At 61.9% G+C, this 20658-nt stretch carries 20 protein-coding genes; 6 read left to right on the top strand and 14 right to left on the bottom strand.

Annotated elements, in window-relative coordinates:
* Positions 1–11: 11 nt before the first annotated feature.
* From tssI to F3I16_RS02100, 6 genes are read left to right on the top strand one after another with little or no spacing between them, the layout of a single operon-like run.
* Positions 12–2204, top strand: a complete 2193-nt coding sequence (tssI, locus tag F3I16_RS02125) for a type VI secretion system tip protein TssI/VgrG (RefSeq protein WP_160492114.1) — start codon at positions 12–14, stop codon at positions 2202–2204.
* Positions 2205–2217: 13 nt separating this feature from the next.
* The gene (locus tag F3I16_RS02120) at positions 2218–3012 is read left to right on the top strand and encodes a DUF4123 domain-containing protein (RefSeq protein ID WP_160492113.1); all 795 of its coding nucleotides are present in this window, start codon (positions 2218–2220) and stop codon (positions 3010–3012) included.
* Positions 3009–3542 carry a DUF3304 domain-containing protein gene (locus F3I16_RS02115; protein WP_160492112.1) on the top strand — a complete coding sequence of 178 codons (534 nt, stop codon included), beginning with the start codon at positions 3009–3011 and terminating at the stop codon, positions 3540–3542. Before F3I16_RS02120 ends, F3I16_RS02115 begins: the two co-directional genes overlap by 4 nt.
* The gene (locus F3I16_RS02110) at positions 3527–4060 is read left to right on the top strand and encodes a DUF3304 domain-containing protein (protein ID WP_160492111.1); all 534 of its coding nucleotides are present in this window, start codon (positions 3527–3529) and stop codon (positions 4058–4060) included. Before F3I16_RS02115 ends, F3I16_RS02110 begins: the two co-directional genes overlap by 16 nt.
* Complete coding sequence (locus tag F3I16_RS02105; RefSeq protein WP_160492110.1) at positions 4045–6744, top strand: DUF2235 domain-containing protein; 2700 nt, start codon at positions 4045–4047, stop codon at positions 6742–6744. Before F3I16_RS02110 ends, F3I16_RS02105 begins: the two co-directional genes overlap by 16 nt.
* The gene (locus F3I16_RS02100; protein ID WP_160492109.1) at positions 6741–7286 is read left to right on the top strand and encodes a hypothetical protein; all 546 of its coding nucleotides are present in this window, start codon (positions 6741–6743) and stop codon (positions 7284–7286) included. The genes F3I16_RS02105 and F3I16_RS02100 overlap by 4 nt, the downstream gene beginning before the upstream one ends.
* Before the next feature lie 51 nt (positions 7287–7337).
* Here the strand turns inward: F3I16_RS02100 and glmS are convergent, their stop codons facing one another.
* From glmS to F3I16_RS02030, 14 genes are all read right to left on the bottom strand, one after another.
* Positions 7338–9188, bottom strand: a complete 1851-nt coding sequence (gene glmS, locus F3I16_RS02095; RefSeq protein ID WP_160492108.1) for a glutamine--fructose-6-phosphate transaminase (isomerizing) — start codon at positions 9186–9188, stop codon at positions 7338–7340.
* Positions 9189–9198: 10 nt separating this feature from the next.
* Positions 9199–9969: a DeoR/GlpR family DNA-binding transcription regulator gene (locus F3I16_RS02090; protein ID WP_160492107.1), complete on the bottom strand. Its 771-nt coding sequence runs from the start codon at positions 9967–9969 to the stop codon at positions 9199–9201.
* 157 nt (positions 9970–10126) lie between these two features.
* Positions 10127–11485, bottom strand: a complete 1359-nt coding sequence (gene glmU, locus F3I16_RS02085) for a bifunctional UDP-N-acetylglucosamine diphosphorylase/glucosamine-1-phosphate N-acetyltransferase GlmU (RefSeq protein WP_160492106.1) — start codon at positions 11483–11485, stop codon at positions 10127–10129.
* Positions 11486–11617: 132 nt separating this feature from the next.
* A complete protein-coding gene (locus F3I16_RS02080) occupies positions 11618–12043 on the bottom strand; it encodes a F0F1 ATP synthase subunit epsilon (protein ID WP_160077439.1) in 426 nt (141 codons plus the stop codon).
* 181 nt (positions 12044–12224) lie between these two features.
* Positions 12225–13601 carry a F0F1 ATP synthase subunit beta gene (gene atpD, locus F3I16_RS02075; protein ID WP_160492105.1) on the bottom strand — a complete coding sequence of 459 codons (1377 nt, stop codon included), beginning with the start codon at positions 13599–13601 and terminating at the stop codon, positions 12225–12227.
* Between the two features lie 31 nt (positions 13602–13632).
* Positions 13633–14493 (bottom strand): F0F1 ATP synthase subunit gamma, encoded by an 861-nt coding sequence (atpG, locus tag F3I16_RS02070; protein WP_160492104.1) that lies wholly within the window; start codon positions 14491–14493, stop codon positions 13633–13635.
* A gap of 50 nt (positions 14494–14543) precedes the next feature.
* Entirely contained in the window at positions 14544–16088 is a 1545-nt protein-coding gene (gene atpA, locus F3I16_RS02065) for a F0F1 ATP synthase subunit alpha (RefSeq protein ID WP_160492103.1), read from the bottom strand.
* 21 nt (positions 16089–16109) lie between these two features.
* The gene (locus F3I16_RS02060; RefSeq protein ID WP_160492102.1) at positions 16110–16646 is read right to left on the bottom strand and encodes a F0F1 ATP synthase subunit delta; all 537 of its coding nucleotides are present in this window, start codon (positions 16644–16646) and stop codon (positions 16110–16112) included.
* Between the two features lie 12 nt (positions 16647–16658).
* Positions 16659–17129 carry a F0F1 ATP synthase subunit B gene (locus F3I16_RS02055; protein WP_160077429.1) on the bottom strand — a complete coding sequence of 157 codons (471 nt, stop codon included), beginning with the start codon at positions 17127–17129 and terminating at the stop codon, positions 16659–16661.
* Positions 17130–17183: 54 nt separating this feature from the next.
* Complete coding sequence (gene atpE / locus F3I16_RS02050; protein ID WP_003097235.1) at positions 17184–17441, bottom strand: F0F1 ATP synthase subunit C; 258 nt, start codon at positions 17439–17441, stop codon at positions 17184–17186.
* Positions 17442–17532: 91 nt separating this feature from the next.
* Positions 17533–18402 carry a F0F1 ATP synthase subunit A gene (gene atpB, locus F3I16_RS02045; RefSeq protein ID WP_160492101.1) on the bottom strand — a complete coding sequence of 290 codons (870 nt, stop codon included), beginning with the start codon at positions 18400–18402 and terminating at the stop codon, positions 17533–17535.
* 16 nt (positions 18403–18418) lie between these two features.
* Positions 18419–18826 (bottom strand): F0F1 ATP synthase subunit I, encoded by a 408-nt coding sequence (locus F3I16_RS02040; protein WP_160077425.1) that lies wholly within the window; start codon positions 18824–18826, stop codon positions 18419–18421.
* Between the two features lie 158 nt (positions 18827–18984).
* On the bottom strand, positions 18985–19857 hold the full coding sequence (locus F3I16_RS02035; RefSeq protein WP_160492100.1) for a ParB/RepB/Spo0J family partition protein: 873 nt from the start codon (positions 19855–19857) through the stop codon (positions 18985–18987).
* 8 nt (positions 19858–19865) lie between these two features.
* The gene (locus F3I16_RS02030) at positions 19866–20654 is read right to left on the bottom strand and encodes a ParA family protein (protein WP_160077421.1); all 789 of its coding nucleotides are present in this window, start codon (positions 20652–20654) and stop codon (positions 19866–19868) included.
* Positions 20655–20658 lie beyond the last annotated feature (4 nt).

Genomic DNA, 20658 nt, shown 5'->3' with positions numbered 1-20658 from the left:
AGGACGACAGAATGTTCAACCCCGCCAACCAGACCCACTTCAGCCTGACCCTCGACGGCCAGCGCCATGACCTGCAGGTGCTCGAATTCCACGGCCGCGAAGCGCTCAACCAGCCCTACCGCTTCGAGGTGGATCTGGTCAGCGAGCGCCCCGACCTCGACCTGCAGAGCCTGCTCGGCCAGCCCGCCTTCCTCGCCTTCAGCCCGGACGGCAACGGCATCCATGGCCTGGTGCACGACGCCGCCCAGGGCGAGTCCGGCAAGCGCCTGACCCGCTACCGCCTGGTGCTGCAGCCCAAGCTGGCCTGGCTGGCGCAACGCACTAACCAGCGCATCTACCAGCCGCTGACGGTGCCGCAGATCATCGCCCTGGTATTGGAGGAGCACGGTATCCTCGGCGGCGCCTACCGCTTTCAGCTCGGCCCGACGGTTTATCCCGAGCGCGACTACTGCGTGCAGTACGACGAGAGCGACCTGCACTTCATCCAGCGCCTGTGCGAGGAAGAAGGCCTGCATTACCACTTCGAGCACAGTGGCCAAGGCCATGTGCTGGTCTTCGGCGACGACCAGACCAGCTTCCCGCGCCTGGGCCAGCCCACCGCCTACGTGCAGGACAGCGGTATGGTCGCCGACGAACCGGTGATCAAGCGCTTCGCCCTGCGCCTGGCCACCCGCAGCAACCGCGTGAGCCGCCGCGACTACGACTTCGAACAACCGCGCCTGCTGCTGGAGGCCGCCGCCAAGAGCGAGTTCCAGCCCGACCTGGAAGACTACGACTACCCCGGCCGCTACACCGAGCGCACACGCGGCAAACACCTGGCCCAGCGCGCCCTGGAACGCCACCGCGCCGACTACCAACTGGCCGAAGGCCGCAGCGATCAGCCCAAGCTGCTCAGCGGCCACCTGCTGGAAATCTCCGACCACCCGCGCCGCGAATGGAACGATCTGTGGCTGCTGCACGAGGTGATCCACCAAGGCAAACAGCCGCAGGTGCTGGAAGAATCCATCAGCAACTTCGGCGCCGGCTTTCTCCCCTCTCCCAATGGACAAATCGGCAGGACAGCCGATTTGGGCAGCTTTAGCTGGCCGCAGGCCGAGCCACAGGGACGTGGCGAGTCCAGAGGAACCGGGGGAGAGGGTCTATCCGGCAACTCCGCCGACTTCCACCAAGGCTACCGCAACCACTTCAGCGCCAGCCCCTGGAACATCCTCTACCGCCCGCCCCTGCAACACCCGAAACCGCGCGTGCTGGGCAGCCAGACCGCCGTGGTCACCGGGCCCAAGGGCGAGGAGATCCACTGCGATCAATACGGCCGGATCAAGGTGCAGTTCCACTGGGACCGCGAAGGCCAGGGCGACGACAGCAGCAGCTGCTGGCTGCGCGTCTCCAGCAGCTGGGCCGGCGACCGCTACGGCGGCATCGCCATCCCACGGATCGGCATGGAAGTGCTGGTCACCTTCCTCGAGGGCGACCCCGACCAGCCACTGGTCACCGGCTGCCTGTACCACAAGGAACACGTCGTCCCCTACGACCTGCCGGCAAACAAGACCCGCAGCGTATTCAAGACCCTTAGCTCCCCCGGCGGTGGCGGCTACAACGAGCTGCGCATCGAGGACAGAAAAGGCGCCGAACAGATCTATATCCACGCCCAGAAAGACTGGGACGAAAACATCGAGCACGACCAGAAGATCCGCATCGGCCACGAACGCCACGACACGGTCGAAGCCAACAGCTACACCGAGCTGAAAGCCGAGGAACACCACACCACCCACCTGGATCGCAAGGTGGAAGTCCGCGCCGACGACCACCTGACCGTGGCGCAGAACCAGCACATCAAACTCGGCACCGCCCAACTGACCCAGGCCGGCCGCGAGATCCACCTCAAGGCCGGACAGAGAATGGTCATCGAAGCCGGCCTGGAAATCACCCTCAAAGCCGGCGGCAGCTTCATCAAACTCGACCCCAGCGGCATCACCCTGGTCGGGCCGATGGTCAAGATCAATGCCGGCGGCGCGCCGGGCAATGGCTCGGGCATCGCCGTCAAACCGCCGCGCCAGCCGGGGATGGCGGATGCGGACAAGGCGGGGAATCTGCTGGAGCAGGCCGGAAGTAATCCGCTGGCCATGCCGAACAAACCACCGGCCGTCTGCGAAGAATGTCTGCGCAGGGCACAGGCCAAAGCGCAGATTCTGGTCGCGCGTTGAAAGGAAATAAGCCGTGACGACTTCAACCGCCCTTTGGCTCACCAACCTCACCCGCAGCGCGGCACAGGCCAAGCTGCCTTACATCGACGTGCTGGTAGACGCCACCAACCTGGATTTCCCCCTGGCCGAACGCCTTGCCGGGCTGCACCCACCTGCCCAGCAGGATGCCATCCTGCGGCACACGCCAGAGCAGGAGGTCGCCCAGGTCGGCCCCTGGCTGCTGAGGCTCGACAATAGCAATGCCGAGCACCAGCAGTTGCTCACCGACCTGTCGAATTGCCCCCGCAGCCATCAGCATCTCCTGGCACTGACCAGCCCCTGGGATTTCCTGGAGCTCGCCACACACCTGGGACATTGCACCCAGGCCGAATGGAACGACGGTCAGAGCAGTGGCCTTTTGCGCTTCTTCGACCCCCGCCTGTTACTGGCGGTGAGCGAAGCGCTGAACCCTCAGCAATCCTGGTTTCACGCCGCGGTTGTCACCTGGCATTGGCGCAATCGCGACGGCGAAGCACAGCAACTTGCCGGGCATTGCCAACGTAGTTCGGAGCTGCAATCGCCCTTGCCGGTCTTGCGTCTCGAACGTGCGCAGGTCGTCCATCTCCAGGCCTGGAGCCTGGCCGAGCATTACTACCGCAGCAATGACATCGAACCTTGTGATTACGGCTTGAACAAACAGGAAACGCTGATGCGCTATCTGGTTCACGCACAACAGGCAGCCAGCCGCGAAGGCATTCTCGATCTCGATCAGCGCGAACAGTTCGTCGACGGCTGGTTGAAGCGGAACGCGATGGGGGCATTGGCATGAACATATGCGAGCGGGTGCTCTGCGCGCTGATCGTTGCGCTACTGGGCGCGGGCTGTACCCACCAGCCACCGAAATTCCTCAACCCCTCGGTCACCGGCTACAACTACACCCCCGCCGCTATCAACTCGTTCAAGGTCAATGGCGACGGCGGGCCCAATCTGGGGCCTCACCAAGGAGGCGGTAAATTCACTTGCTGCACCACCGTACCCCGCCAATGGCAACCGGGCATGACGGCCACTGTGGAGTGGGAAAAAGATCCCAATGTCGGAGCCTCTGTGAATTGGCCAAAGTTCGGCACCGATGGCTGGCGGGAGGAGTACAAGAAACACGCGGCCAAATACACCCACCATCGCGTCACCGTCGAAATTCCTCGCTATGAAGTCGTAGGCACCATGAAAGTCCACTTCCTGCCCTGCGATCAGGTTCTGGTAGCCGTGAATAATGTTCAACCGGGTTACCCAGGCTACCCCCACAACGACGTCATCAACGCGCTCAATTTGGAGGAGCCCGCAACATGTCCCAACACCTAAACCTCACGTTTTGCTGCCTGCTGGCGCTGCTTATAGGCGGCTGCCAGGCCCAACCGCCGAAATTCCTCAACCCCTCGGTCACCGGCTACAACTACACCTCGGCCGCTATCAACTCGTTCACGGTCAATGGCGACGGCGGGCCCAATCTCGGGCCTTATACAGGCGGAGGTGGCTTTGCCTGTTGCACCACCGTACCCCGCCAATGGCAACCGGGCATGACGGCCACTGTGGAGTGGGAGAAGGATCCAGAGCCTTTCGCATATGCCAACTGGCCACCTCTGGGTACAGATGGGTACGAGGCAGCCTATAAGCAGCACGCAGCCAAATACACCCGCCACCGCGTCACCGTCGAGATTCCTCGCTATGAAGTCGTCGGCAGCATGAAAGTCCACTTCCTGCCCTGCGATCAGGTGCTGGTCGCCGTCAATAATGTTCAACCGGGTTACCCAGGCTACCCCCACAACGACGTCATCAACGCGCTCAATTTGGAGGAGCCCGAAACATGTCCAAAACCTTGACCGTCGAATGTCCGCCTGCCGCAAGCCCGGTTCTTATCGCCCCACGCTTTGCCCGATCAGGCCTGCCACAAGATGCCCATGAGGTAAAAACCAACCTGGATAGGCAGCAGGTGGATGAGAAGCGATTCTGGAACCAGGCCATCCAGACTGCGGCCAGCTGCGGCCAGGAAGCCACCGAGCCCTGCACCAAGACCCTGCACATCAGCCTGTTCTTCGACGGCACCAATAACCACGAACCGAGCGACAAGGACGCCGATCCTCGCTGCACCAGTAATATCGCCCGCCTCTACCACGCCACCATCGACCACGGAATAAAGGAAGCCGCCAAGTCTGGCTATTACCGCTATTACATCCCCGGAGTCGGCACGGTTTTCAAGGAAATCCACGAGCATGTTCCCCTCGCCGACGGTCTCAAGGGCGCCGAAGGTGGGGAGAGCCGGATCAACTGGGGGCTGGTACGACTGATCGATGCCCTCAAGTTGACCCTGACTCCCGAAGAGCCTTTATCAGATGAGGATGCCTATAGGCTCGTCGATAAGATGAGCACCTGCTGGTACGGCCATGTGTTCAGCGGCACCTTGCTGGAAAGAGGTGATGCCAAACGCAGGGACACCCTGACCCCCGAGCTGGAACAACTGGCCCTGCTGCTGGAGCAACGCCGGCAAACGCAGCAGAAACCGGAAATACTTGCCCTGCGCCTGTATGTCTACGGTTTTTCTCGCGGCGCTGCCGAAGCGCGGACCTTTGCTAACTGGCTGGCCGACCTGACCCGCTGCTCCACAGAAGAAGGCGAGCAATACCGCTTGGCCAGCCTGCCCATCTCCATCGAGTTTCTCGGCCTGTTCGATACCGTGGCGGCGGTAGGCATCGCCGACAGCGCGCCCTTCGCCGCCGGCCATATGGATTGGGCTGACGGCACCATGCGCCTTCCGGACGAAAGCGCTACACAGAATTGCATGCCCACCACGCTGGTCGAAGACCGCCGCTTCCTCAAGCGCTGCGTTCATCTGGTTTCTGCCCATGAGCAGCGCGCCAGCTTTCCCCTGGACTCGATCCGCCGCCGCGCCCGCATGGCCGATGGCTCGCTGGAAGAAAAGTCCACCTACCGCGCCGGCACTGTCGAGTATGTCTACCCCGGCATGCACTCCGATGTAGGGGGCGGTTACCCACCCGGCGACCAGGGCAAGGCCATGGGAGGCCAGGGTGAACTGATGTCGCAATTGCCGTTGAATCATATGTATCGCGAGGCATTTGCTGCGGGGGCCCCGCTGCAAGTGCCGATAGAGATGGCAAAGGATCTGGCCGAATGGAGATCCATGCACACAGATACTCATGATGCCTTCAAACTTTCACCAACACTGACTGTCCGCTTCAACGCCTGGCAATCCCAAGCCCAAAACAAATCTGGCCCACTCGAAGATGTGGTGAAGCACGAAACCGCTCTGATCACCGGCTGGCGAATTGATCGTTATGCCGGCGGTGTGGGGAAAACCAGCTTCTACGGAGCCATCCAGACGGGCGACGAGCCCCAGGAAGTATGGGACGCCAAGCGCCGCCTCCACGCCCACAAGCATGCGGAGATGGCGCGTAAACGCGAAGGTATCGTTGAGGTTAGCTGTGCCGATCGTATAGCAGCCGGCACAGCTGTCGGAGCTGGCGACTGCCAGGGTTACTCGGCCGGCGAATCCTGGGAGGTGAGCAGCCCGGGCAAACGCTTCTGCTTCGAGGAAGACTTCAAGCTGGTCGGCCCGGATAAATATGAAGGCCTCAATACCAATAAGGCCTACGAACCACCACTGGATAGGCGCCAGCTACGCCGCGCTGCCGACGAATTCCGCCGCGACTATGAAAAATCCTGGGAGATGGGTGAGGACACCCTGTCTTTCGGCGGCATCCTCAACATCGCCCTCGGCGGCCTGGTCTACCTGATCAACGAGGAAGACGAAGCGAAGGAATACGACGAGATCTGGGAGCAGGGCACCTTGGAATATCGCAAGCTCTTCACCCAGGGGAATCAGATCGCCCCCGGGCAAGAGGACTTGGTCAAGCTATTCGACGACCATGTACACGACTCGCGGGCCTGGTTCATGAACTCCTCCTTTGTCGCAGAGCGCGAACCCTTCACCGACTATTTCCGCCACCGCCTGGTGCATTTCGATGATCAGTCCAACAAGCGCCTTTCGCTGCTGGCCAAAACCGGTCGCGTGGTCGGGGTTGGTATCGCCCTGGCCAGCATCGGACTTACCATCAAACGCCGCGACCCACGCTACCTCCTCGGCCTGAGCCTGCCTTCGCTGGCTATCCCGGTGCTGCGCGGCAAGGTCGACTTCCCCGAGATCAGCGCCTTCGACCCACAAACCGGCCTGGCTTTGCCCATGCAGGCCGGCCTGGAAGCGGTGCGCACCTTCAGCAAGGACACCGGCAGCCTGAACAGGCTGGTAGACAGCCTGCCCGCCCCCATCGAGCTGACCGAACAGACCGCTACGACGCCTGAGCTGAAGAAAATCTTCCAGGCCGCACAGGCAGCCAAGGCGGTAGCCGAGGCCAAGGAAGGCAATCCGATGGGGCTGGTCGATATGCTCGCCGAGCAAGTGAATGAGGCGGAGCAGCCGGACAAGAGCCAGTCACCGGATTGGCTCGATATGGCAGGCGACATGCTCGGCAAGAAGATGGGCGTCAGTTGATGCTGATCTCATGCCGTGCCGCCTTGGCATTTCTGATGGCCTCGGCGGCAGCGACCGGCCAGGCCGAGCTGCTGGATATTGCTGGTAGTCACTGGCAGGTCGAGTCGCATTGTGCCGCAGGTAACTGCCAGATAGCCCTCACGGACGGGGTCATTAGCGAACCCGTCCTGCAGTTCCCCTCGCCGCCCAACCACGCCAGCCAGGATGCCGGCATCTTTCTCTTCACTTTCAGCTGTGGAAGCGCCTGCTCGGCGACTTACGCCTACAAACTCGGTGGCCCGTTGGGCGGCCCTTTCCCTCTGGTGGAAACCGTCGATAGCGAGCGAGAAGTAATGATGAGCCTGGGCGAACACTCCGTGCGCTTCTATCGAATGTTCGATAGCACGGATAAACCGCTGCACGAAATAGCTCCCGCATTGGGCGGCTCCAGCCTGCTGGAAAGCATTGCGGATACCGGCATCGAGGATCACGTATTCCGCATGACTTACCAAGGCCAGACGGGCCTGGAGATGCTGGAATACGAAGCACCTCCGCTGCCGTAGCGCCACGAAAAAAGCGGGCCATTGGCCCGCTTTCTTTTTTCCACTACCGACTTATTCCACCGTCACACTCTTTGCCAGATTGCGCGGCTGATCCACATCGGTACCCTTGAACACCGCCACGTAGTACGACAGCAGTTGCAGCGGCAGGGTGTAGAGGATTGGCGCCAGGGCGTCATGGATGTGCGGCATGTTGACCACGTGGGTGCCTTCGCCGTTGCTCAGGCCGGCCTGCTGGTCGGCGAAGACGATCAGTTGGCCGCCGCGAGCGGCGACTTCCTGTAGGTTGGATTTGAGCTTTTCCAGCAACTCGTTGTTCGGCGCCACGGTGACCACCGGCATGTCGCTGTCGACCAGGGCCAGCGGGCCGTGCTTGAGCTCGCCGGCCGGGTAGGCTTCGGCGTGGATGTAGGAGATTTCCTTGAGCTTGAGCGCACCTTCCATGGCCACCGGGTATTGTGCGCCGCGGCCGAGGAACAGGGTGTGGTGCTTTTCGGCGAACAGTTCGGCGATTTTCTCCACGGTCTTGTCCATGGCCAGGGCTTCGCCGAGGCGGGTCGGCAGGCGGCGCAGTTCTTCCACCAGCTCGGCGGCCACGCCGGCTTCAAGGGTGCCGCGTACCTGGCCGAGGGCCAGGGTCAGCAGCATCAGGCCGACCAGCTGGGTGGTGAAGGCCTTGGTCGAGGCCACGCCGATTTCCGGGCCGGCCTGGGTCAGCAGGGTCAGGTCGGATTCGCGCACCAGGGAGCTGATCCCGACGTTGCAGATGGCCAGGCTCGCCAAATAGCCGCCGTTATCCGGCGCGCGCTCCTTGGCGTTGCGCAGGGCGGCCAGGGTGTCGGCGGTTTCGCCGGACTGGGAGATGCTGACGAACAGGGTGTCCGGCTGTACCACCACCTTGCGGTAGCGGAACTCGCTGGCCACTTCGACCTGGCAGGGGATGCCGGCCAGGCCTTCGAGCCAGTAACGGGCGACCATACCGGCGTGGTAGCTAGTACCGCAGGCGACGATCTGTACGTTGCGCACTTTGGCGAACAGCTCGGCGGCCTGCGGGCCGAAGGCCTGGACCAATACGTGGTCACTGCCCAGGCGGCCTTCCAGGGTGCGCTGCACGACCTTGGGCTGCTCGTGGATTTCCTTGAGCATGAAGTGGCGGTACTCGCCCTTGTCGGCGGCCTCGGCGCCTTCGTGGTATTGCACCTGCTCACGCTGTACCGACTGGCCACTGGCATCCCAGATCTGCACGCTGTCGCGACGGATTTCGGCGATGTCGCCTTCTTCCAGGTACATGAAACGGTCGGTGACCTGGCGCAGGGCCAGCTGGTCGGAGGCGAGGAAGTTTTCGCCGAGGCCCAGGCCGATCACTAGCGGACTGCCGCTGCGGGCGGCGAGTAGGCGATCTGGCTGCTGGGCGCTGATCACGGCCAGACCGTAGGCGCCGTGCAGCTCGGGGATAGCGGCCTTGAGCGCGGCGGTGAGGTCGCCGTGTTCGGCAAGCTTGTGCTGCAGCAGGTGGACGATGGTTTCAGTGTCGGTATCCGAGCTGAAGACGTAGCCCAGGCCTTGCAGGCGGGTGCGCAGTTCCTCGTGGTTCTCGATGATGCCATTGTGCACCACGGCCAGGTCGGCGCCAGAGAAGTGCGGGTGGGCGTTACGCTCGCTGGGCACGCCGTGGGTGGCCCAGCGGGTGTGGGCGATGCCCAGGTGGCCATTGAGCGGCTCGCCGGCCAAGGCCTGGGCCAGTTCGGCGACCTTGCCGACCCGGCGGCAGCGCTGCAACTGGCCGCTCTGGGTGAAGACCGCCACGCCGGCGCTGTCGTAACCGCGGTACTCCAGGCGCTTGAGGCCTTCGACCAGGATCGGGGTGATGTTGCGTTCGGCGACGGCGCCAACAATGCCACACATGGCTGTTCTCCTAGGGTTGCACGGCGGCGAGGATCAGGGTGATGCCGCGCGCCTTTATCTGTTCGGCCGCCTGGGCATCCAGGCGGTCGTCGGTGATCAGGGTATGGACGCTGCTCCAGGGCAGTTCCAGGTTGGGAATCTTGCGGCCGATCTTGTCGCTCTCGACCATGACGATGACTTCGCGCGCCACCTCGGCCATGACCCGGGACAGGCCAAGCAGTTCGTTGAAGGTGGTGGTGCCGCGCTGCAGGTCGATGCCGTCGGCGCCGATAAACAGCTGGTCGAAGTCATAGGAGCGCAGCACCTGCTCGGCGACCTGGCCCTGGAAGGACTCCGAATGCGGGTCCCAGGTACCGCCGGTCATCAACAGCACCGGTTCGTGCTCGATATCGCGCAGGGCGTTGGCCACGTTCAGCGAGTTGGTCATCACCACCAGGCCGGGCTTGTAGCCGAGCTGCGGGATCATCGCCGCCGTGGTGGTGCCGCTGTCGATGATGACCCGTGCATGTTCGCGGATGCGCTCGACGCCGGCGCGGGCGATGGCCTGCTTGTGGCTGGAGACCGGCTGTGCCGGCTCGCCGATCAGCTCCTGCGGCATGGGCACGGCACCACCGTAGCGACGCAGCAGCAGGCCGTTTTTCTCCAGGGCAGCGAGGTCCTTGCGGATGGTCACTTCGGAGGTGGCGAAGGCACTGGCCAGCTGGTCGACACTGACCTCGCCCTGCTCGGTGAGCAGGGTGAGGATGGTGTGGCGACGTTGTGGTGTGTTGCGCTTGGACATCCGTAAGTTTCGATTCGAAAGATAAGTGTGCGAATCAAAACCTAACGAAAGCTGATGGTCAAGCCTGAAACGGACAAAAGGCGGCCTGGGCCGCCTTTTGTCTTGTGCATAACTGCTGATACCCGTTGGGCTTCTTTGCTTCGAGAATCAACCCAACCTACTTCTTGGTCGGGCGCTTCCAGCCTTCGATATTGCGCTGCTTGGCCCGGCCCACGGCCAAGGTCTTGGCCGGTACGTCCTGGGTCACGGTGGAGCCGGCGCCAGTGGTGGCGCCATCGCCCAGGGTCAGCGGTGCCACTAGAGAACTATTCGAGCCGATAAATACGTCCTCGCCCAGCACGGTGCGGAACTTGTTGGCGCCATCGTAGTTGCAGGTGATGGTGCCGGCGCCGATGTTGGTCCGCGCGCCGATCTCGGCATCGCCCAGGTAGCTCAGGTGGCCGGCCTTGGCGCCCTCGCCCAGCACCGCGTTCTTCAGCTCGACGAAGTTGCCGACGTGGGCCTTGGCGCCCAGCTTGGCCCCCGGCCGCAGGCGGGCGAACGGGCCGCAGTCGGCGCCCTCGCCCAGCTCGGCACCTTCCAGGTGGCTGTTGGCCTTGACGATGGCGCCACGGCGCAGGGTGCTGTTTTTGATCACGCAGTTGGGGCCGATCTGCACGCCGTCCTCGATCACCACCTGGCCTTCGAGGATCACGTTGATGTCGATCAGCACATCGCGGCCGACCGTGACCTCGCCACGCAGGTCGAAGCGCGCCGGGTCGAGCAGGGTCACGCCCTGGGCCATCAGGCTCCGTGCGGCACGCAGCTGGTAGTGACGCTCGAGCTGGGCCAGCTGGATGCGGTCATTGGCGCCCAGCACTTCCATCTCGTCCTGGGCGCTTTCGGTGGCAACCACCAGGCCGTCGGCCACCGCCATGGCAATCACGTCGGTGAGGTAGTACTCGCCCTGGGCGTTGCTGTTGGACAGGCGGCCCAGCCAGTCGCTCAGGCGTTTGCCCGGGACGGCGAGGATGCCGGTATTGCCCTCGCGGATGGCGCGCTGGGCCTCGCTGGCATCCTTCTGTTCGACGATGGCCTGCACCACGCCGGCTTCATTGCGGATGATGCGGCCGTAGCCGGTCGGGTCGGCCAGGTTCACAGTGAGCAGGCCAAGCTGTGCATCGTTGACCTGCTGCAGCAGGCGGGTCAGGGTTTCCACCCGCGTCAGCGGCACATCCCCATAGAGGATCAGCACTCTGTCCGCACTGAGAAACGGCAGTGCCTGGGCCACGGCATGGCCGGTACCCAGCTGCTCGGCCTGCAGGACGAAATTCAAGTCATCCGCTGCCAGGCGTTCCTGCACCACCTCGGCACCATGGCCGATCACCACATGAATGCGCTGCGGTGACAGCGCGCGCGCGGTGTCGATCACATGGCCGAGCATGGACTTGCCGGCAATCGGGTGCAGCACCTTGGGCAACGACGAGCGCATGCGGGTGCCCTGGCCGGCGGCGAGGATGACGATTTCGAGCGACATGGGGTGCGATCCTGAACTGATGCGGTCAGTCGGCGGCGCTGCGTGAGCGGGACTGACCGGCGAATACACGGCGGAAAAGAAAAAGGGTAGCCAAGGCTACCCTTTATCCCAACGCTGTTGAAGCCGGTGGCCTTAGCCGCCGAACTTCTTGCGCAGTTGTTGCACGGTACGCAGCTGGGCTGCGACCTCGGCCAGATGAGCCGATGCGGAACCGTAGTCGAACTCCGCGCCATGCTGGTGCAGGGCCTTTTCGGCGGCCTTGAGGGCCTCCTGGGCTGCTGCTTCGTCGATGTCGCTAGCGCGAGTGACGGTGTCGGCCAGGACCTTCACCATGTTCGGCTGCACTTCGAGGAAACCACCGGAGATGTAGTACACCTCCTGCTCACCGCCCTGTTTTACCAGACGGATCGGACCCGGCTTGAGGTCGGTGATCAGCGGGGCGTGGCCCGGAGCGATACCGAGATCGCCCAGGTTGCCGTGCGCGATAACCATCTCGACCAGACCGGAAAAGATTTCCGCTTCGGCACTGACGATATCGCAATGGACTGTTATGGCCATACGCTTGCCTCACATGTCGGATGTTCTGCAGCTACTGCGCTCGTTCATGCTGCGTTGGAAGCCGGTTCGTGCTGCTCGTTTATTCCCATAAACTGCGCGCCCTCACCCACCTCCGCCTTGCCTGAACTTCGCTCGCTACGCCGCAGAACACCCTTGCCGCGCCCGTTGCCGGGCGCACGGATTACAGTTTCTTGGCTTTCTCGATGGCTTCTTCGATGCTGCCAACCATGTAGAACGCCTGCTCCGGCAGGTGATCGTAGTCACCTTTCAGAATACCGCTGAAACCAGCGATGGTGTCCTTCAGGGAAACGTACTTGCCTGGCGAACCGGTGAAGACTTCGGCCACGAAGAACGGCTGGGACAGGAAGCGCTGGATCTTACGAGCGCGGGATACCAGCTGCTTGTCGGCTTCGGACAGTTCGTCCATGCCGAGGATCGCGATGATGTCCTTCAGTTCCTTGTAACGCTGCAGAACGTACTGCACGCCACGTGCGGTCTCGTAGTGCTCCACACCAACCACCAGCGGATCGAGCTGGCGGGAGGTGGAGTCCAACGGGTCCACGGCCGGGTAGATACCCAGGGAGGCGATGTCACGGGACAGTACGACGGTGGCGTCCAAGTGGGCGAAGGTGGTCGCCGGGCTCGGGTCGGTCAGGTCGTCCGCAGGTACGTATACGGCTTGTACCGAGGTGATCGAACCGTTCTTGGTGGAGGTGATGCGCTCTTGCAGAACGCCCATTTCCTCGGCCAGGGTCGGCTGGTAACCCACCGCGGAAGGCATACGGCCCAGCAGTGCGGATACTTCGGTACCGGCGAGGGTGTAACGGTAGATGTTGTCGACGAACAACAGTACGTCACGACCTTCGTCACGGAACTTCTCGGCCATGGTCAGGCCGGTCAGGGCTACGCGCAGACGGTTGCCTGGCGGCTCGTTCATCTGACCGTAAACCAGGGCTACCTTGTCGAGAACGTTGGAGTCCTTCATCTCGTGGTAGAAGTCGTTACCCTCACGAGTACGCTCACCCACACCGGCGAACACGGAATAACCGCTGTGTTCCATGGCGATGTTACGGATCAGTTCCATCATGTTTACGGTCTTGCCGACACCGGCACCACCGAACAAACCGACTTTACCGCCCTTGGCGAACGGGCAGACCAGGTCGATAACCTTGATGCCGGTTTCCAGCAGCTCGTTACCGCCCGCTTGTTCAGCGTAGGACGGCGCAGCGCGGTGGATTTCCCACTTTTCTTCTTCGCCGATCGGGCCAGCTTCGTCGATCGGGTTGCCCAGCACGTCCATGATCCGGCCCAGGGTCGCTTTACCGACCGGTACGGAGATGGCCTTGTTGGTACGGGTGACGTCCAGGCCGCGTTTCAGGCCTTCGGTCGAACCCATGGCGATGGAACGAACCACGCCGTCGCCCAGCTGCTGCTGAACTTCCAGAGTGGTTTCGGCGCCGACTACTTTCAGCGCCTCGTAGACTGCCGGCACCTGATCACGCGGGAATTCCACGTCGATGACGGCGCCGATGATTTGAACGATACGTCCGCTACTCATCTTTGGTTCCTCTGAATATTTGAACCGTTCTTTAAACCGCGGCAGCGCCGCCGACGATTTCCGAAATTTCCTGGGTGATCGCTGCCTGACGCGCCTTGTTGTAGATCAGCTGCAGGTCTTTGATCAGATCGCCAGCGTTGTCGGTGGCGTTCTTCATCGCGATCATCCGCGCAGCTTGTTCAGCCGCGTTGTTCTCGACCACCGCCTGGTATACCTGCGATTCCACGTAGCGCACCATCAGGCCGTCGAGCAGCTGTTTGGCGTCGGGTTCGTAGAGGTAGTCCCAGTGGTGCTTGAGCTCAGCATCCGGAGTCGCCACCAGGGGAACGAGCTGCTCCACTGTCGGCTTTTGCGTCATGGTATTGATGAACTTGTTCGAGACCACGGACAGACGATCGATGCGACCTTCGAGGTAGGCATCGAGCATGACCTTGACGCTGCCGATCAGATCGTTGATCGACGGTTCCTCGCCCAGGTGGCTGATCGCAGCAACGACATTGCCACCAAAGTTGCGGAAGAACGCCGCACCCTTGCTGCCAATCACGCAGAGATCAACCTCTACGCCTTGCTCGCGATTGCTCGCCATGTCCTTGACCAGAGCCTTGAACAGGTTGGTATTCAGACCACCACACAGACCACGGTCCGAACTCACCACCACATAACCGACGCGCTTTACTTCGCGCTCGATCATGAACGGATGACGGTATTCCGGGTTGGCGTTGGCCAGATGACCAATCACCTGGCGGATACGCTCCGCGTAGGGACGGCTCGACGCCATGCGCATTTGTGCCCTGCGCATTTTGCTGACCGCCACCTTTTCCATGGCGCTGGTGATCTTCTGCGTGCTTTTGATGCTCGCAATCTTGCTGCGAATCTCTTTTGCGCCTGCCATGTAACACCTATCAGGTTAGCAAGCGGGGATCTTGCGATCCCCACTGCGGCTTACCAGGTTTGAGTGGCCTTGAACTTCTCGATACCGGCTTTCAGCTGGCCATCGATGTCGTCATTGAAGTCGCCCTTCTCGTTGATCTTCGCCATCAGTGCGGCGTTCTCACGGTTGAAGTAGGCGATCAGGGCCTGCTCGAAGCTGATGATCTTGGCGACTTCGATGTCGGCCAGGAAGCCACGCTCGGCGGCGTACAGCGACAGAGCCATCTCGGCGATGGACATCGGCGCGTATTGCTTCTGCTTCATCAGCTCGGTTACACGCTGACCATGGTCAAGCTGCTTGCGAGTGGCTTCGTCCAGGTCAGAAGCGAACTGGGCGAAGGCCGCCAGTTCACGGTACTGAGCCAGAGCGGTACGGATACCACCGGAGAGCTTCTTGATGATCTTGGTCTGAGCCGCACCACCCACACGGGATACCGAGATACCGGCGTTGACCGCCGGACGCAGACCCGAGTTGAACATGGCCGATTCCAGGAAGATCTGACCGTCGGTGATCGAAATCACGTTGGTCGGAACGAACGCGGAAACGTCGCCAGCCTGGGTTTCGATGATCGGCAGAGCGGTCAGCGAACCGGTCTTGCCAGTCACGGCGCCATTGGTGAACTTCTCGACGTACTCTTCGGAAACGCGGGAAGCGCGCTCCAGCAGACGGCTGTGGAGATAGAACACGTCGCCCGGGTAGGCTTCGCGGCCCGGCGGACGGCGCAGCAGCAGGGAGATCTGGCGGTAGGCCACGGCCTGCTTGGACAGGTCGTCGTACACGATCAGGGCGTCTTCACCGCGGTCGCGGAAGTATTCGCCCATGGTGCAACCGGCGTACGGTGCGATGAACTGCAGGGCAGCCGATTCGGAAGCGGACGCAGCCACCACGATGGTGTTGGCCAGGGCGCCGTTCTCTTCCAGCTTGCGTACGATGTTGGCGATGGTCGATTGCTTCTGACCGATAGCCACGTAGACGCAACGGATGCCGCTGTCTTTCTGGTTGATGATGGCGTCGATGGCCAGAGCGGTCTTACCGATCTGACGGTCACCGATGATCAGCTCGCGCTGGCCACGGCCTACCGGGATCATGGCATCGACCGACTTGTAACCGGTCTGCACCGGTTGGTCGACCGACTTACGCCAGATCACGCCCGGCGCAACCTTCTCAACCGCGTCGCTGACGACGTTGTTCAGCGGGCCTTTGCCGTCGATCGGGTTACCCAGTGCGTCGACCACGCGGCCCAGCAGTTCCGGACCAACCGGAACTTCCAGGATGCGGCCGGTGCACTTGGCGCTCATGCCTTCGGCCAGCGACTGGTAGGCACCCAGAACCACAGCGCCGACGGAGTCGCGCTCGAGGTTCATGGCCATGCCGTAGACGCCGCCCGGGAACTCGATCATTTCGCCGTACATGACGTCGGCGAGACCGTAGATCCGCACGATACCGTCAGACACGCTGACGATGGTGCCTTCGTTACGAGCCTGGGAAGAGACGTCGAGTTTCTCGATACGTCCCTTGATGATTTCACTAATTTCGGAAGGATTGAGTTGCTGCATTGCTCTGCTGCCCCTTCAAACTCAAGATTTCAACGCTTCGGCCAGTTTCGCGATTTTGCCGCGAACCGAGCCATCGATAACCAGGTCGCCCGCGCGGATCACGACGCCACCGATGAGGGTGGAGTCTTCCGTCGCGTGCAGACGCACTTCCCGGCTGAGCCGTGCGCTGAGAACCTTGGCGAGTTTGTCTTGCTGTTCTGTGCTCAATGCAAAGGCACTGGTCACTTCCACGTCCACCGACTTTTCCTGCTCGGCCTTGTACAGCTCGAACAGTGCGGCGATTTCCGGCAACAGGTCGAGACGACCGTATTCGGCGACGATGGAAATGAAGTTGCGTGCCTGGGCATCGAACTTGTCACCACACACTTCATTGAAAGTGGTGGCCTTTTCTGTACTCGTCAGACGCGGGGCCTTGAGCACGCGTTGCAGGGTGTCGTCTTGCGACACCACTGCAGCCAGGCCGAGCATGGCTGACCAGGAGGCCAGTTGCTGGTGGGCCTGGGCGTGCTCGAAAGCAGCCTTGGCGTAAGGTCGGGCCAGCGTGGTCAGTTCTGCCATGATCGCCCTCGCTTAGATTTCGGCTGCCAGTTTGTTAACCAGCTCCGCATGCGCGTTTTGATCGATGGTGGCTCCCAGGATCTTCTCGGCACCGCCGACAGCCAGGGCACCCAGTTGGGCACGCAGGGCGTCTTTGACGCTGTTCAGTTCCTGTTCGATCTCGGCCTGAGCCTGAGCCTTCACACGGTCAGCTTCGACACGAGCCTGATCACGGGCTTCGTCGACGATCTGAGTACCGCGTTTCTTGGCCTGCTCGATGATTTCAGCAGCCTGGGTTTTGGCTTCGCGCAGTTGCTGGGCCACTTTCTCGTGGGCCAGCTCCAGATCACGAGCCGCACGGTTGGCGGCGTCCAGACCATCGGCGATCTTCTTCTGGCGTTCGCGCAAAGCCGTGATGACCGGAGGCCATACGAACTTCATGCAGAACAGCACGAAAATGAAGAACGCAACGGCCTGTCCAATCAGGGTTGCATTAATGTTCACGCCAACACCTCGCTCGTTCGTTGTTCGTCAAACCAATCACTCGGGAACGAGTGATTAGCCGGCGATTTGACCAACGAAGGGGTTCGCGAAGGTGAAGAACAGAGCGATACCCACGCCGATCATGGTCACGGCGTCCAGCAGACCGGCGACGATGAACATTTTGACCTGCAGCATCGGAACCATTTCCGGCTGACGCGCAGCGCCTTCCAGGAATTTGCCGCCCAGCAGGCCGAAGCCAATGGCAGTACCCAGGGCGCCCAGGCCGATCAGCAGGGCAACAGCAATCGCGGTGAGACCAACTACAGTTTCCATCTTTCCTCCCGACTTTTTATGTCGTATTGGTTAGGGGTTTTCAAAGTGAAGCGGTAAAGCGTTTTTCGTTACCCAAAGAGGCAAGCGCCTCTTAGTGGTTGTCTTCGTGTGCCATCGACAGGTAGACGATGGTCAGCATCATGAAGATGAAGGCCTGCAGGGTGATGATCAGGATGTGGAACACCGCCCACGCCCAGTTCAGCGCAACACCCAGGGTGCTGAGCAGGAACATGCCACTGCCGAACATCACGGCAATCAGGATGAAGATCAGTTCGCCGGCATACATGTTGCCGAACAGACGCAGAGCCAGGGAAATCGGCTTGGCGATCAGGGTGACGAACTCGAGCAGGAAGTTCACCGGGATCAGCAGGATCTGCACGGCGATGTTCTTGCTACCGAAAGGATGCAGGGTCAGTTCGCCGAGGAAGCCGCCGATGCCCTTGACCTTGATGCTGTAGAACACGATCAGGGCGAACACCGACAGGGCCATGCCCAGGGTGGCGTTCGGGTCGGTGGTCGGCACCACGCGGAAGAACAGGTGATCGTTACCGGTGATGGTCGCCGCCAGCATCGGCAGGAAGTCGACCGGCACCAGGTCCATCAGGTTCATCAGGAAGATCCAGACGAAGATGGTCAGGGCCAGCGGGGCGATCAGCGCGTTGCGGCCATGGAAGGTGTCCTTGACGCTGCCGTCGACGAACTCGATCAGCACTTCGACGAAGTTCTGCAGGCCGCCCGGTTGGCCGCTGGTGGCGCGCTTGGCGGCCATGCGGAACAGCAGGACGAAGATCAAGCCGAGGAAAACGGACCAGCCCAGGGTATCCACGTGGAATGCCCAGAAACCCATTTCCTTTGCTTCTTGTGCGGTGTGGGCCAAGCCCCAATCACCATTCGGCAGTTTCCCGAAAGTCAGGTTCTGCAGGTGGTGCTGGATGTAGCCCGAAGCGGTTTGCTCTGCCATGTTTGCCTCAAACGCTCTAAGGTCTCGAAAGTCTTGTTCTCATCAGCAAGGGTGCGAACCAGTTGACTACCTGAGTCAGCAGGAAGACACCGAATAGCGCCAGTGCTTCCAGAGGTTTCACTCCTGCAAACGCCAGCGTGAACAACGCTGCCGTCAGAATCAGTTTGCCCGCCTCGCCGGCATAGAAAGACCGGACGATGCTCTGGGCGGCCCGCGCTCCGCTGAAGCGGAACGCCTTATGGGCGAAATACAGGTTGGGCAGCCAGGCAATCAGCCCCCCACAGAGTCCCGAATAACCGCTTACCGGGCCACGCCAGCCATACAGGGTAGCAGCAGCCAGCAGCAACACGGCCAGTTGGGCCAGCAGCACCGGGAAAACCGGCAAACGATGGAAGGGCAGGCGGTTTGGCGTGCGGGCATCCATCACTACTGTTCCTCTGGCGTCGGCCGCCTTAAATCAAGCACTTGGCATATTTTGTGCCGACAAAATGCGCGCAGAGTATAGGGGCGCTTCCCACCCCGTTCAACTGGCCGGTAGTGAATTCCGACCATGCGCTACAGCAGCAACAATGAGCAATTGTGTCAGCGGATATGCGCCAGGACACCCTGCAACTCGTCCAGCGAGCTGTAGCGGATGACCAGCTGACCCTTGCCCTTCTGACCATGCTTGATCTGCACCGGAGCCCCTAGCTTCTCGGCCAGGCGCTGTTCCAGGCGGTTGATGTCCGGGTCGGACTTGACCACCGCGGCGGGCCTTTCCTTGCTGTTCAGCCACTGGCGCACCAGGGCCTCGGTCTGGCGTACGGTGAGACCGCGTGCGACAACGTGTCGCGCACCTTCGACCTGCTGTTCCAGGGGCAAACCGAGCAGGGCACGGGCGTGGCCCATTTCCAGGTCGCCATGGGACAGCAGGGTCTTGATCTCTTCCGGCAGGGCAATCAGGCGCAGCAGGTTGGTGATGGTCGCACGCGACTTGCCCACCGCGTCGGCGACCTGCTGCTGGGTCAGCTCGAACTCCTGTTGCAGGCGCTGCAGGGCCACGGCCTCCTCGATCGGGTTGAGGTCTTCGCGCTGGATGTTCTCAATCAGCGCCATGGCGATGGCCGCTTCGTCCGGTACTTCGCGGACCATGGCCGGGATCTTCTCCAGCCCGGCCTGCTGGCTGGCGCGCCAGCGGCGTTCGCCGGCGATGATCTCGAAACGCCCACCGCCGATGGGGCGCACCACGATCGGCTGCATCACGCCCTGGACCTTGATCGAGTTGGCCAGCTCCTCGAGCGCGCCCGGGTCCATGTCGCGGCGCGGCTGGTACTTGCCGCGCTGGATCAGGTCCAGCGGCAGGTGCTGCAGCTCGCGGCTGTCGGCTTGTACCGCCTGTTCTTCCAGGGCGGCGGCAGAGGTGCCGCCGAGCAGGGCGTCGAGCCCGCGGCCGAGTCCACGTTTCTTGATGGCCATGGGATTCCTTATGCGGTAGCGGTTTTGGCGTTGCTGCGCTGGCGGCGCACCAGTTCGCCAGCCAGCGCCAGATAGGCGATGGCGCCACGGGATTGCTTGTCGTAGACCAGCGCCGGCATGCCGAAGCTGGGCGCCTCGGCCAGGCGCACATTGCGTGGAATGACCACGTCGTACAGCTTGTCGCCGAAGTGCTGCTTGAGCTGGGCACTGACATCGTTGGTCAGGCTGATGCGCGGGTCGTACATGGTGCGCAGCAGGCCTTCGATCTTCAGGCTGGGGTTGAGCAGCTCGGCGATGCGCTGGATGCTGTTGACCAGGTCGCTCAGGCCTTCCAGCGCGTAGTACTCGCACTGCATGGGGATGATCACCCCATCGGCGGCGACCAGGGCGTTGACCGTCAGCATGGACAGCGCCGGCGGGCAGTCGATCAGGATGTAGTCGTAGTTCTCGCGGATCGGCGCCAGCGCATGGCGCAGGCGGCTTTCCTTCATCTTCATTTCCAGCAGGCCGACTTCGGCAGCGGTGAGATCGCGGTTGGCCGGCAGCAACTGGTAGCCGCCATGCTCGGAGAACTGCATGGCCTCGCCGACCGTGCTCTCGCCGATCAGCACGTCGTAGATCGAGTGTTCCAGGGTCTGCTTGTCGACGCCGCTGCCCATGGTGGCGTTGCCCTGCGGGTCGAGGTCGATCAGCAGCACGCGGCGCTTGGTAGCGACCAGAGATGCCGCCAGATTGATGCAGGTGGTGGTCTTGCCGACCCCGCCTTTCTGGTTGGCGATCGCAAATACTTTAGCCATGCTG

The organism is Pseudomonas sp. L-22-4S-12, assembly GCF_009799935.1.
Classification (GTDB): Bacteria; Pseudomonadota; Gammaproteobacteria; order Pseudomonadales; family Pseudomonadaceae; genus Aquipseudomonas.
Note: the sequence above shows the minus strand (reverse complement) of the source record. Positions and strands in the feature narration are given on the sequence as shown.

Bases quoted from the DNA above. Each gene is read 5' to 3' on its own strand.
- F3I16_RS02035 (WP_160492100.1), bottom strand. From the start codon at position 19,857: ATGGCCATCAAGAAACGTGGACTCGGCCGCGGGCTCGACGCCCTGCTC.
- F3I16_RS02090 (WP_160492107.1), bottom strand. From the start codon at position 9,969: ATGTCCAAGCGCAACACACCACAACGTCGCCACACCATCCTCACCCTG.
- F3I16_RS02080 (WP_160077439.1), bottom strand. From the start codon at position 12,043: ATGGCCATAACAGTCCATTGCGATATCGTCAGTGCCGAAGCGGAAATC.
- atpE (WP_003097235.1), bottom strand. From the start codon at position 17,441: ATGGAAACTGTAGTTGGTCTCACCGCGATTGCTGTTGCCCTGCTGATC.
- F3I16_RS02040 (WP_160077425.1), bottom strand. From the start codon at position 18,826: ATGGATGCCCGCACGCCAAACCGCCTGCCCTTCCATCGTTTGCCGGTT.
- atpA (WP_160492103.1), bottom strand. From the start codon at position 16,088: ATGCAGCAACTCAATCCTTCCGAAATTAGTGAAATCATCAAGGGACGT.
- glmU (WP_160492106.1), bottom strand. From the start codon at position 11,485: ATGTCGCTCGAAATCGTCATCCTCGCCGCCGGCCAGGGCACCCGCATG.
- atpB (WP_160492101.1), bottom strand. From the start codon at position 18,402: ATGGCAGAGCAAACCGCTTCGGGCTACATCCAGCACCACCTGCAGAAC.
- F3I16_RS02115 (WP_160492112.1), top strand. From the start codon at position 3,009: ATGAACATATGCGAGCGGGTGCTCTGCGCGCTGATCGTTGCGCTACTG.
- atpG (WP_160492104.1), bottom strand. From the start codon at position 14,493: ATGGCAGGCGCAAAAGAGATTCGCAGCAAGATTGCGAGCATCAAAAGC.
- F3I16_RS02105 (WP_160492110.1), top strand. From the start codon at position 4,045: ATGTCCAAAACCTTGACCGTCGAATGTCCGCCTGCCGCAAGCCCGGTT.
- F3I16_RS02110 (WP_160492111.1), top strand. From the start codon at position 3,527: ATGTCCCAACACCTAAACCTCACGTTTTGCTGCCTGCTGGCGCTGCTT.
- tssI (WP_160492114.1), top strand. From the start codon at position 12: ATGTTCAACCCCGCCAACCAGACCCACTTCAGCCTGACCCTCGACGGC.
- F3I16_RS02030 (WP_160077421.1), bottom strand. From the start codon at position 20,654: ATGGCTAAAGTATTTGCGATCGCCAACCAGAAAGGCGGGGTCGGCAAG.
- glmS (WP_160492108.1), bottom strand. From the start codon at position 9,188: ATGTGTGGCATTGTTGGCGCCGTCGCCGAACGCAACATCACCCCGATC.
- atpD (WP_160492105.1), bottom strand. From the start codon at position 13,601: ATGAGTAGCGGACGTATCGTTCAAATCATCGGCGCCGTCATCGACGTG.
- F3I16_RS02060 (WP_160492102.1), bottom strand. From the start codon at position 16,646: ATGGCAGAACTGACCACGCTGGCCCGACCTTACGCCAAGGCTGCTTTC.